This is a genomic window from Burkholderia cepacia GG4, from assembly GCF_000292915.1.
GTDB classification, from domain to species: domain Bacteria; phylum Pseudomonadota; class Gammaproteobacteria; order Burkholderiales; family Burkholderiaceae; genus Burkholderia; species Burkholderia cepacia_D.
Map to the genome: position 1 here is coordinate 2,997,486 of NC_018513.1, position 12,825 is coordinate 3,010,310.

7 protein-coding genes are annotated in these 12,825 nt (G+C 59.2%); all 7 read right to left on the reverse strand.

Going from position 1 to position 12,825, the window contains the following annotated elements:
* Positions 1 to 2: 2 nt before the first annotated feature.
* Positions 3 to 740, reverse strand: coding sequence for an SGNH/GDSL hydrolase family protein (locus GEM_RS13675; RefSeq protein WP_014897982.1), 738 nt, complete (start codon positions 738 to 740; stop codon positions 3 to 5).
* A 56-nt stretch (positions 741 to 796) separates the two neighbouring features.
* The gene (locus tag GEM_RS13680; RefSeq protein ID WP_014897983.1) at positions 797 to 1,795 is read right to left on the reverse strand and encodes a CgeB family protein; all 999 of its coding nucleotides are present in this window, start codon (positions 1,793 to 1,795) and stop codon (positions 797 to 799) included.
* A gap of 124 nt (positions 1,796 to 1,919) precedes the next feature.
* Positions 1,920 to 5,543, reverse strand: a complete 3,624-nt coding sequence (locus GEM_RS13685; RefSeq protein ID WP_014897984.1) for a DUF6270 domain-containing protein — start codon at positions 5,541 to 5,543, stop codon at positions 1,920 to 1,922.
* 80 nt (positions 5,544 to 5,623) lie between these two features.
* On the reverse strand, positions 5,624 to 7,873 hold the full coding sequence (locus GEM_RS13690) for a glycosyltransferase (RefSeq protein ID WP_014897985.1): 2,250 nt from the start codon (positions 7,871 to 7,873) through the stop codon (positions 5,624 to 5,626).
* A gap of 32 nt (positions 7,874 to 7,905) precedes the next feature.
* Positions 7,906 to 10,152, reverse strand: a complete 2,247-nt coding sequence (locus GEM_RS29190; RefSeq protein WP_014897986.1) for a CgeB family protein — start codon at positions 10,150 to 10,152, stop codon at positions 7,906 to 7,908.
* 100 nt (positions 10,153 to 10,252) lie between these two features.
* Entirely contained in the window at positions 10,253 to 11,554 is a 1,302-nt protein-coding gene (wecC, locus tag GEM_RS13700) for a UDP-N-acetyl-D-mannosamine dehydrogenase (protein WP_051137983.1), read from the reverse strand.
* A 70-nt stretch (positions 11,555 to 11,624) separates the two neighbouring features.
* Positions 11,625 to 12,785 (reverse strand): non-hydrolyzing UDP-N-acetylglucosamine 2-epimerase, encoded by a 1,161-nt coding sequence (gene wecB, locus GEM_RS13705; protein ID WP_014897988.1) that lies wholly within the window; start codon positions 12,783 to 12,785, stop codon positions 11,625 to 11,627.
* Positions 12,786 to 12,825 lie beyond the last annotated feature (40 nt).

A 12,825-nucleotide genomic window follows, 5' to 3' on the forward strand; every position in this document is an offset into this window, starting at 1 on the left:
GCTCACTGCGTCTCCTCGTGGCCTGGCTTGCGCGCCGTACCGTCCTGCCGGCTGCGATGGCAAGCGCGCCCGATATCCTCAAGCAACGGCCCGAGGCGGTGCGCCAGATTTCGCGCATAGGGCCATCGTGCGTAGTGGTGGTCGAGATCCTTGCGGCGCCACGAATCCTTCACGACGCCGTTCGCGCCCAGCGCGAACGGGCTGGAATCGAAGTACGCTACGCCGATGCCGGCGCAGAACGCCATCACACGGGCGTTGAACTGCAACGTCAACTCGGTCCGTTGCCGCTGCGTAGCGTCGACCTGCTCGCGAATCGCATTACCCCGGTTTTTCCGTGCCATCTCGTCATTCAACGTCGGCAACGGCGCACTCAGCACAAGGACGCTCCCCCGCTTCGACAGGTCACCTATGTATTCACAATAGTTGTTGACCGCACGGTCGAATATTTCCGACATAGTGTCGCCGCGCGTTTCCACAAGACGCCAAAGGGAGTACCCCGTATCGACTTCACCCAAGTTCACGATGACGAGATCACGCGCGATTTCGTCAAGCGCCGTCTCGAACCTGGACCACGCGGATGTGATCGAGTGGCGATTGATGATCCCGATCGCGGTCGCGCCCGGGACGTATTCGACCGCGAACCTCACATTCGGCAACATGAACTGGAACCACGCGTGTTCAAAAACGCGAACGTGCGAGTCGCCGATCACCAGGACGTCGACGGCAGGGCGCCGCATCATCCACGATGCAGCGCTGCTCCAGAGGCGAAGCGCTCGTGAAAGCGCGGACCTCGCCATCATCCGGCGATCACGGCGGCGATCTCGCGGAGGCGATGAGACCACGTGTGATGATTCAGCACATACTCGGCGCCGGCGCGCGCACGTTCCAGGTCGATCGACGACGGACCGCGCAGGAGACGCGCAAAGAGTTCCTCCGCCTCGGCGGCATCGTGAACCTGGTAACAGTAGTCGCGAAACAGCCCGTCGACCGCAGGCGACGGATTCGTGACCGCAATCCCTCCGCAACCGAGGATCTCGACCAATCGACGAGAGAACATCGTCGGCGAGTCTTCGATCGTATTGACGTTAAGCGATACGAGATAGTCCCGGAAAATGGACGCGGTTTCCGCATGCGACATCGCCGGAAGCACATGCAGATCGGGAAGGCTCGGAAACCGGTAGTGCTGGGCCTTGCGGTGCGAGTTCCGGTCGACCACCGTCAGACCGAGACCGGTCCCGCATGCGGTGCCGAACAGTATGTCCTGCCAATACCGGCGACGCTCATGAACATGGCGGCCATAACTTCCGACGAAGGAGGCCCGGCGATACTTGAAATTGAATCCTTGGAAACCGTGTGTCTGTGGCTGGATCGCGAACATCATGGTGTTGACGGGCACCCCGCTGCCGAGCGCCGCCCGATATTTCGGCACGCAACCGGAATCGACCGTGAACACATAATCGAAAAGCCTGGCGCTCTCGACAAACCGGTCGAAATGCACGCCGTCTTCCTTGTTCCAGAACACCGTCGGGATGCCGCGATCGCGCGCAGCCGCAACCAGCTTCGCAAGCGCGAGGTTGGTTCGCGACGGGTACTCCGGATAAGCGGCAATCTTGTACTTCCATTTCGCCTTCGGGCCTTCCCAGGCCGATTCGACGAGCAGGAAATCCGGCCGGCTCAATGGAAAACGCCAGCGGTAGTCGATCGGCCCGACCGGCACGACGCGCGCGTCATACACGAGGCTGGCGCTTGTCAGCGGGTCGGCAACGAGCGCCACGGTCGGTTTCGGATGCGTCATCGCCCAATCGCCTGCAGCCGAATCGCGCAGCGGGCTTCGATCCAGCAACGCATGTTCACGTAAAACTCCAACACGAACCAAATACTCCGAAATTCAACCGGCCGCCCTCCCTCTCGAGAAAAAGTCAGTCGATTTTATCCACCACGATCAGGGACGACCATTTGTCGTCCGCTTCACCATACTTCACGACGAGTGTCGGCACGAATCGGCTCCCCTTGAAGATGTTCCGCACCGCCCCCGCGCTCAATGCGTCCTCCCCGGAGCGACGCCGCAGGAAATCCGCTGCCCGGCTCCCGGAATCGCCTGGCTGATCTGCCACGATGTGGAAGACGACCTTGCTGCCCGCGCCAAGCACGGTGCCGAGTTCCTTCAATCCCTTTGTCAGCACCCGGGAAACGGCGGCGGGATCCTTGCATTCGACGACGAGTCCGTTCGCACCCGACTGGACATCGTCTGGCCCGATTCCGCTGTCAGCGGTCGCCGCGATCTTCGCCAGATCGCCCACTTGCTCGGTGATCACGCGAAACGCGTCGTCCACGCCTGCGTGAACGGACCACGCGATTTCGACTTCCTTGATTCGCTTGCCTTCCACCTTCCTGGATCTTTCGCTGGCATGGGCGGGAGGCACCTCGGCCGCGTCGTCGGACTTGGGAATATCCAACACCCGCTTTACCTTTGCATCGAGATCCGGGCCGACGTCATATACCATCACCCTCGAGCGTCGAAACCCCAAACCCGTCTTGAAAACGTTGAGGCCGGCGCCGACGTTGCCCTGATACAGATAGTTGATACCGCGCACCCAAGGCATCGTATCAATGATCACACGCACGGCTTCACTCATCAGCAGGTTCATGACACCGCTGCTCAGGTGATCGCGATGCCCCAGTATGTGATTGATCTGCAGTATTTCGCCAAAGCAGAACATCGTGATGTACGCGCGAATCCTGCCTTCGAAAAATGCACCGAAGAAGATTTCACGATGTAGCGGGCAAGCATGCTTCAGCAGGATGGACTGCGGGCGCCGATAAAAATACTCCGGAATCTTTTTCCCTTGCCGAACCTCGGTCGAAGTCCGGATGTCGAGAATATCGTCAGGATAATCATCGGGATTGGCCGCCTTGTATTCGTAGCCATTTCGCCCGGCCTTCCGGATCATATTCCGGGAACTGTCGCCAATAAACTTCAGATAATCAGCGTGCGACTTCGGAATGGCCAGAAAGGACGGATTGCCCGTATAGGTTCTGGCGAACAACTGTCGACCATCGACGTCGAACAGGTGGTCCTCGACCCCATAATATCGATTCGACTTGTGCGCGTCGGCCATGTTGGAGTGCCAGCGCTTGTTGTGATTGGCGCAGTTGACATCCGCGACGCACGCATCACAAATCGAAAGCAGATTACCGTGAACCAGCGGCAATCCGTCATCACCGGCACGCCATGATTCCAGACTTCTCACCTTGTAGGACTGCGCAATCGAATGCACCGTCGAAGGCTTATGGTTGGAAGTAAGATTGTTAAGAAATATAGGGTACGACCAACTCCACGCGCGCAGACCAAAGCGCCGGCAATCGAGACCTTCGAGGGTAACGACAAAATCCAGAGTATCGTCGTGAACGGACGAATCGAGATATCGATAATAACCGAAATCAGATTTCGCAATTCCCGCACGAGCAAGCGCATCCGTAGCCGGCTCTGCATCAAATTCGAATACTGCAAGCGAAGCCCCGCGCTTTCCAGCCGGGTAATTTCCAACACTCGCCTGAATGACAATATCGGTAAATTTCGCTCCGGTGTCGAACCATACGATTTCAGATGTAAGCACAAGCGATTCGATCGTATATAACGCATCCCGCCCAATCAATCGCCTAAACATCTCTTTCATCAACACCTCGCCGTCCAAGGAACAAACGTTTGCGCTGTTCCGGTATGCTTTCAAATACTGCCCATCGGACAGGGATGAATTGGCCTCAACATCCGGATAAATGCCACCAACTGCAGTCCAGACAGGTTTAAAATATTTTTCCCACGCGGCTCGGTTACGAATATCCTCGAAGACAAACAATCGAGAATTATACGATTCCCTTACAAAAGACAATGCTTCGACAAACCCCGGCCCCGGATCCGGTTTGATCGCGACTTGATCAATCTCCGTCCCGATACCTCGCGAGGCCGCCAATCTCTCATTGACCAGACCATTCGTCAAGTCTGGCAACACACTCGTTGCGATCCCCGCAGCCCCATCAAGCCTTGTAGCCAGACGCAACGCGGAAATGCCATCCGATTCGACACCGCAGATACAGATTGCTGAAACATCAATCGTCAATTGCTCGGCAGTGTCCAGCACTAAAGATGACAATTCCGCGAGCGCGGCATCGTCAGCCCATTGCAAGCTTTCAAGTACCGGCGCCTGGATCTGATCAATATGTCGATGCGAATCGAGGATGCACAACAACGCGCTATCGAGGCGCGGTTCGTCACCAATTCCGCCTCGCGCGCCGACGATCCGTGCCATCTTGCCGAACGTTTGTTCCGAACAGACGAGAACCAGCAATTCGCGCTGTTCACCCGGGCGGAACAGCACCTGGAAAATCCGGCCGCCGGCGACATACTCGAATGCCGTCGGCTGATTTGTCGACGCCGCCCACTCTTCCTGCTCGTACCTAGGTAGATTGCGGCAGACCGGCACCGAAAATGTCCCAGCCGCACTCGGGCCACCATCGCCCGCGCCAGTTTCCAGCCAATATATTCCGTCGCGCTTTGCCCGTTCGAATGCAATTGCTCCGGCTTCGACACCGCTCTTCGTGTCGACGATGTCGCCGTTTCTGCACAGCGTCACGTTGGCGCCCGATGCGAGAAGCGAGCGTCGAAGCCTTGCCTGCACAAGACTGCCATCCTGCTCGATCCCCACGGCTTCGACCATCACGGGCTCCTGGCTCGCGGTGTCCGACGTTACGATCAATGCGGATGAAGTGGAATGCCCGATGGAATCGCCCGCACAGCGCTCGTATTGCTCCGCGGCCACGCACGTCAAGCGATCGAACTCGTGCAGCAGCCGAATGGTTTCCCGATAGAGATCCGGTACGTAGTGAAAAGGCGAGACGCCCCATCGATGGTTGTCATCGCCGACCAGCAGTTCCGGCGAATACTCCAGGAACTGCGTTTGCGCCAGATCACGAGCGATGTAGTCATACATCCGGCCAAGCAGCACGTTGCTTTCCGCGACGCCCCAATTGAACTGTCGGCCGCCGCGGGTTCGCTCACCCCAGAACACCTTGTTGATCGCGATGTTGCGCTTGAGTCCCTTATCGCTCGCATATGAGAGAAAGCGCGTCCATCCCTCGCACCATCGATCCCAGAATTCGGTACCGCCGGAGCGAACTGTCCTGCCCCGCTTGTATTCCTGCGCAAATCCGGCACGAACGATTTCGTCGGACAGCGTGCAGCAACGTCCGGTCGGATCGTCGACCCACAGATCGAATCGCTCGTCGATGAGATCGACCAACACGATGTCGGTCTCGTCGACGAGTGCGTCCCGGAAAAAGCGCTTCGTCAGATCGCGCTCGACGACCCTGCGCCCGAACGACGACGGAATGTCGGATACGCAGCGCGGAATGTCGTCCGAGAACGGAACGGCGTTGAGCGACGCGAGCGACGAGCGAGCGTAGTAATCCAACAACTCGATCGAGTCATCAGATACATATTCCAGCGCGTCCCTCGATACACATGTACCCAGAATCAACAGTTTCATCGTATTTCTCGAACTCCCGGTACATTCAGCGCCCCGCTCTTCGCGGCACTCGACGGAACCCTCCGACGACCGACATATCCTCAAACGTTGGCAATGCGCTTCAGGGTCGCCCAATGCTTGGACGTCATCGCACTCCACGAACGCGATTGGGCGAGTTCGATGCGCGCTTCGCGATGCACGTCCTCCTCCAGTTCATCCAGCGATTCGTTGATTGCCCGGATCCACTCCGCCTTGCTTGCAGCGACCCGCAGCAACGGACTCTTGACCGTTACCGCGTTCATCGGCGACGAAATGACCGGCTTGCCGGCGGCGAAATATTCCCAGAGCTTCAGCGGTTCGACCGCGTGCATGGCGTCGTTGACGACGAAAGGAATGATCGCCACGTCATACCGTGCGACGGCGGCAGCGCCGACCGGTCGACTGACACGTCCGGCAAAGAACACGTTGGGGAGCGCCATCAGGCGTTCGACGTGTTCCTCGACGTCCTTCAATCGGTGCTTCTCGACTTGTCCATTGAACACGAAATCCAGTTCCGGCATGTCCGCGCATACTTCGGACATCATTTTCCAGTCGAAGAAATCGCTCAGATTGCCGAGATATCCGATCGACTTTCGCTTGGCGGAGCGCGCCGCATCGAAACAGCGATAGCGCGCAAACACGTCGTACGCGACGCCGTTCCCGACCAGGCTCCACGAGCCTGCATGATGTTTCTTGCGATCGGCGAGAGGCTGCGACGTGAAGAACACGTGATCGGCCTCCCGGAGCACCTCGGGTTCGAGTCGCGCCACCTCGGGATACGTTGCCCCGGTACTGAAATCGGCGGTGTATTCGTCGTACACCTCATACACGAACGTCGCCTTCTCGCGGAGATGTTTTCTCTGGTTCGGCTTGTAGATCCAGTGAACGACCTTGCTCCGCGCGCCGTACAGATGCGCAGCAACTCTTTCGGCAATCTCGCCGAGGGCATCGTTCGATTTCAGCAATGCGTGAACGTCGGCTCCGGCAGGGAACCCGCCGGTCAGAAGCCGGATCCGCGCGACATTGTCGCTTTCGCGAACCGGCTTCAAAGCCAACGACGACAGCATCTCGCTTTCAAGCGTCGCATTCCCCTTGAGCAGGGTTGCGTAATGACTGCCGGGTTCGACGATCAGGAATTCGCATGCGTCGCCGGCGTTCCGTGCCAGCGCCTCGAGCATTTCCCGGCGATGGAATCCGTGCCACGCGTCGATCGCCCACACGACCACGACCGTCTTCTGCCGGGTCGCTACCGCGCTGGCCTGCGCAGCGGATTGCTTGGGAAGCAGCACGTCAAGCCACTGGTCCCGAACGACGTCGGCACTGTAGGTTTCCCCGATGAACGCGGATCCTTGGGACGCGAGCCTCGCGCCGGTATTCGATTGACGGAAGAAATCAATGTTGTCCGCCGCAGCCTGTGCCGAATCGACCAGCGGTAGCAGCGGATAGATGGTCTTCGCACCGTCCCAGTTCCAGACGACCGGAATCGCTCGCGAGCACATCCCCTCGGCCACCGCCATATGGAAGCTTTCGAAGTCCGACGGCGAGAGCAGGAATCCGATTTTCCTGAACCATTGGTGCACGTCGTCGCCGGCAGGATCGAACACGACCTTGTGTCGCAAGTCGCTACTGTTGATCGTTTCGAATATCTTCGTGTAGTACTCGCGTTCAGCGGTACGAGCCATCAGCCAGCGATAGCTCTGCGGGCTCGCCCCCTTGACGTGCAACGTGTAGCGCTCGTCCTTCTCCAGCAACAGGCGCAGCGTATCGAGCGCGAGGTCGAGCCGCTTGCGGGATGGCACGATCCCGATCATGCCGAGATTGAACTCGTTGCCCCCCATCTTTTCCTGCTGGAAGCGCTTCGAATCCAGGAAGTTGCCGACAACGCGAACCTTCTCCTTCGGCATGGGGAATTTGGCGACGCACTCCTCCAGGATATGCTGACCGACAAACACCACCTCATCCATCTTCTCGTAGTCGATCTCCGCGGGATACGGCGTGTTGCGTTCCTGCAGATGCAGCCGCGTGACCAGGCGCTGGCCGTCACGCTTGTGCTTTGCGCAGAATACCGCGTTGCCGAGCGCCCATTCGGCCACGACGATATCCGCCCACTCCATCATTTCGAGCGTCTTCTTCGGATCGTGGTCGTTATGGCCGGGCCAGTAATCCTCCTTGAATTCGAACAGGCCGGTGGCCTCGAGATGCGACTGGAGCGGATACCAGAACTTCTGGTCGTGACCACAGACAAGTACTTTGCGTTTGCCGGCCTTCATTTCTTTATAACGATAGATATCAAACGTGGTAGAGGTCGCCATCGCATACGCTCGGGCGCTTCGACTCGGGTCGGTCAGATCTGGATCGCCGCAATCTTGTTGCGCAGCACTGCCTCGCGCATTTTTGCCACGTCCGGCAAGTAGTTCGCCGAATCCGCCGAGAACGAACGCAGCGACCCTTGACCGTCCAGCACCGCACCATCGGGACCCAGCATCTCGAGCACCGGGCTTTGAGCGGGCTTCACACGCAGCAGCCACGCCTGATGATCGCGCTCGACGTCGAACGCGTACCGGTCCGTGCCGTCGCGAGGCTTGCCAACGATATCCGCCTGGCTGTAGACAAATGCGTGAAGCAGATCCTGCAGGTACCACTTCCCGTAGAAGGCCCGCGGAGAAAACACGCCGACATGCGTCGCGTTGAAGGCAGCGCTCGCGCGGGAGACGGCTTCGCCGAGATGATTCCCGGGCGAAACGACTTCCACGTCCGGCATATCGAGGGATTTGACCGACCCCTTACGGGCAAACAGCACCAGCCGCTTCGCCGAAACCGACATGGCCTGGGAGGCAAACATGTCGGCGACGCGTCGCGCTTCGTTCGCGTTGTCCACTACCGCGAAGACCAGCACGCGCACATCTTCAATGACGCGCTTCTTGATGCCGACCGTGTCGAGAATCTGCTGGGTACGGTGCGCGAACGTATGCTCGGAGAACACTGCACGGATGCCATTCAGGCTTCTTCGGCGCCACTCGTCAGGCGACTCGAGCAAAGCACGCATCGCCTCGTCGGCTTCCTTCGCATCGTCAACGGTCCAGACGAGGTCCCGGCCGAACGTTTCGTCGATGCCGAGCGATCGCGTACTCACGACCGGCGTGCCGCAGGCGAGCAGCTCGTAGACCCGTCGCGAGAACATCGTGCGCGAATCGATGACCGAATTCACGTTCAGGAAAACGCTGTAGCGCCGGTAAGCCCGGGACATTTCGTCATACGGCAGGCTGCCGCGGATGCAGCCCTGGAAGCGCTCCGGAAACGCGAAATCGCTCTTTGCGCCAGCCGCATGATTGCGGTCGAAGATGTCGAGCTTGTGCTTCATCGCTGCATCGAGCAGCATGATCTGGTCGTCCCGGCGATCCGCGAACCGGTTCGCATAATAGCTACCGGCAAAACACAGTTTTCCGTTCCGTTCGCTCGAACCGATCGGATTATGCAGTCCGGGTTCGCACGCGAAGGGCAGCACATTCACGTTCGAGGACGAGCGCGCAGCGTACTGAGGCATCGCCTCCTCCGCCGTCGTGAACACGAAGTCGAACTGGCGTGCCGCCTCGATGAAGTTGTTGAAGTGGACGGGATCTTCCTTGTTCCAGAATACCGTCGGAATTCCGCGCTCCTTGAAGCCGTTTACCATGGCCTGCAGTTCGCGTCCCGGCGGATGCGCATAGGAACCGACGCGATACTGCCAGGACGACCGGTTTCCGCGCCATGCGGATTCGATCAGAAGCAGTTCCGGCTGGTCGCGCGCCAGGAGGCCTTTCCAGTTGTCCGGGCGCGGCTCGACCAGATTGAGGTATGGCGCGAAGCACTCGCGGCTGAATTCGTCGAACACCGTCATCGCCGTGACCGTCGAATGCACCGGCGCTGCCGGCCATCCGAGGATCGACAGATCCTCGCCGAGCGGAATGTCGATCGTCGTCGGTTGCGCCGGTGCGGGAACAGAAGCAGGCGCCGGCGCCGCGATCGTCGGGGTATCGATCCGCTTCGCTTCACTGCCCATCATGCGACGCTTCAGCATCTTCTGCTTGTAGCGCTGATTGGCCTGCCATAACCGCAATGGCAGCGTGAAGACCTGGCGGATGCTTTTCGTGCCAACAAGCGCGCTGCCAAGATCCCAGGTGAGCGAATTGCTCACCCGGTTGAATTCGTTCTCGAAAATCCTGGCCTGCTTCTCGAGCTTCCTGTTTCGCTCGATCTCGTATTGAAGCTTCGCATAGTGCCCGGCCCGCTTCTGCTGGGCGACATCCAGTTCGGCGCGCAGGCTCGCGATCTGCTTACGCGCTTCGGCAAGCTCGTCGTTGAGCTGCTGAAATTCCGGAACACCCAGCAACGTCTGATCGAGCGCGGTCTTCAGCTGCGAAACCTCGTTCACCAGCTTTGCATTTCGCTCGATTTCGAAGATGAGCTTCTTGTAGTGACCGCCTCGCTTGGTCTGTGCAACTTCGAGTTCGCGCTGCAGCACGTCGATCGTGCTTGCGAGCGTGGCTGGATCACGTTCGGAAGACGTCTGGATCGTCATTGCCTCTGGTGTCGCTGGGGTCTGCTTGTTCATTGCGTACTGGCGTAACGGTTTGGAGGAGCATCGGTGCGAACGGCCTGGAGGACCGGCCTTCCCGTCGGCCGATACGTCCCCCTGTCTGTATTAGGCTCGATCAACTCCAGAGGCCCTTGGTATCGACGAGCCGCTGCCAGCATTGCAGTTCCGGCTTCTCCTTGAAGTTCGCGTGATCGACAAGCAAGACCAGCACGTCTGCGCTGCCGATGGCTTGGTCGAGCGTCGCCAGGCGAACACCCGCTTGCGCCAGTTGTTTCGGCAGATCGTCGATGTACGGCTCGACCGCGACCACGTGCTCCGGATAAATCCTGGCCAGATTAAGCGCGATGTCGACCGACGGGCTTTCACGCAGATCGTCGATGTTCGGCTTGAATGCGAGTCCAAGGCACGCGATGCGAATATCGCTTGCGCTCTTGCCCTCGGCAACGGCTGCCTCGACAGCTTCCTTCACCTTGGAGATCACCCATTCCGGCTTGCTGTCGTTCACCTCGCGGGCGGCGCGGATCAGCCTTGCCTGTTCAGGCGTCTTGTTCACGATGAACCATGGATCGACTGCGATGCAGTGGCCGCCCACCCCGGGCCCCGGCTGCAGGATGTTGACGCGCGGATGATGGTTGGCGATCTGGATAAGCTCCCACACGTCGATATTCAGCTTGTCGCAGATCAACGACAGTTCGTTGGCGAAAGCAATGTTGACGTCGCGGAATGCGTTTTCCGTGAGCTTGGACATCTCCGCCGTACGCGCGTCGGTAATCAGCAGTTGGCCCTTTACGAAGATGCGATAGACGTCCTGTGCACGCACCGCCGATGCCGCATTGAGGCCGCCGATCACGCGATCGTTCTCCACCAGTTCGCGAATCACCTGCCCCGGCAGGACGCGCTCGGGGCAATACGCGACATGGACGTCGCACTCTTGCGCCCCATCGCTCGCGAATACGAGATCCTTGCGCATTTGCGAAAGCCATTTCGCCATCTGCTCCGTGGTTCCGACCGGCGACGTCGATTCGAGAATCACGACGTTGCCTTTCCTGAGAACCGGCGCGATCGATTCGCTGGCGGCCTTCACGTACGAAAGATCCGGCTCGTAGCCGGCACGGAACGGAGTCGGCACCGCAATCATGAACGCATCGGCCGGCTCGGCGACCATCGAAGCCCGCAGCCACCCTTCCCGAACCGCGTCTCGAACGACACTGTCCAGTTCCGGTTCGACGATATGTACTTTGCCCGCATTGATCGTATCGACAGCATTCCTGTCGATGTCCACACCGATCACGCGGACCTTGCGCGAAGCCAGCACGGCGGCGGTCGGCAAGCCGATGTATCCGAGGCCGATGACGGAAACGGTATTAATAGATTGCGTCACAATACATCCTTGATTGCTTGTTGATTCTTCGCGCATCGCCCGCGCAGGCGGGCAATTCGAGTGCGATGTCCCGATCGATTCGGTCCTACTGGCGGATACCGGCCTTTCAGTCAGCGAGCAGCTCGGCCGCTGTCTGCCCCTGGTCGGTAACACCACCGGCGAGAAACGAAACGATCCGGTCGCACGCGAGGCCGTCGCCATATGGGTTGTGCGCGCGAGCCATTTCCTCGTAGCGGACCGGGTCGTCGAGCAGTTCACTGCACGCGGCAACGATTCGATGGCTGTCCGAACCAACGAGACGCACGGTGCCCGCGGCAACCGCCTCCGGTCGCTCGGTCGTGTCACGCATGACAAGCACCGGCTTGCCAAGCGACGGGGCCTCTTCCTGAATGCCGCCCGAGTCGGTCAGAATCACCGTGGAACGCGACATCAGGTATACGAACGGCAGATAATCCTGGGGATTCAGGAGATGCACGTTTGCGATGCCCGAAAGAATCTCTTCGGCGGGCAGCTTGACTTGCGGATTCAGATGGATCGGATAGACGAAGTCGACATCCTTGTACCGGCTCGCAAGTTGCCTGATGGCATGGCAGATGTTCCGGATACCGTCGCCGAAATTCTCGCGGCGATGCGCGGTGACCAGCACCATGCGGCGCTCAGGGTCAAGCATCGGGAATGCTTCGCGCATCTGGCTCTGCAATGCGTCGTCCTGTTCGAGACGTCGCGTCACGGCCAACAACGCATCGATGACCGTGTTGCCCGTGACGATGATGTCTTCGTCGCGCACGCGTTCTGCAATAAGATTCTCGCGTGAAGCTTCGGTCGGTGCGAAGTGCAGATCGGCAAGCTGACCGGTCAACTTGCGATTCCCCTCCTCCGGCCACGGGGAATACATGTCTCCGCTGCGCAGCCCTGCCTCGATGTGTCCGACCTTGATTTTCAGATAGAACGAGGCCAGCGCACTCGCAAACGTCGTCGTCGTGTCGCCGTGCACGAGTACGTAGTCCGGACGGAACGATTCCAGAACCGGTGTGATCTCGTTCACGATATCGCACGTGATCGATTGCAGCGTCTGCCCTGCCTTCATCAAGTTCAGATCGTAATCTGGCTTGATCTCGAACAGGTCGAGCACCTGATCGAGCATTTGCCGGTGTTGTGCGGTGACGCATACGCGACAATCCACACCCGGCTTCCCCCTAAGCGCGTGCACCAGTGGCGCCATCTTGATCGCCTCCGGCCGCGTGCCAAACACGGTCAGAATTTTCATGCTGTCTTTTTGCTTTTGTATAAGCCCGTTTCCGGGCACA

Excerpts from the sequence above, each read along its gene's own strand:
- GEM_RS13675 (WP_014897982.1), bottom strand. The coding sequence starts at position 740 with ATGATGCGGCGCCCTGCCGTCGACGTCCTGGTGATCGGCGACTCGCAC.
- wecC (WP_051137983.1), bottom strand. The coding sequence starts at position 11,554 with ATGCGCGAAGAATCAACAAGCAATCAAGGATGTATTGTGACGCAATCT.
- wecB (WP_014897988.1), bottom strand. The coding sequence starts at position 12,785 with ATGAAAATTCTGACCGTGTTTGGCACGCGGCCGGAGGCGATCAAGATG.
- GEM_RS13685 (WP_014897984.1), bottom strand. The coding sequence starts at position 5,543 with ATGAAACTGTTGATTCTGGGTACATGTGTATCGAGGGACGCGCTGGAA.
- GEM_RS29190 (WP_014897986.1), bottom strand. The coding sequence starts at position 10,152 with ATGAACAAGCAGACCCCAGCGACACCAGAGGCAATGACGATCCAGACG.
- GEM_RS13690 (WP_014897985.1), bottom strand. The coding sequence starts at position 7,873 with ATGGCGACCTCTACCACGTTTGATATCTATCGTTATAAAGAAATGAAG.
- GEM_RS13680 (WP_014897983.1), bottom strand. The coding sequence starts at position 1,795 with ATGACGCATCCGAAACCGACCGTGGCGCTCGTTGCCGACCCGCTGACA.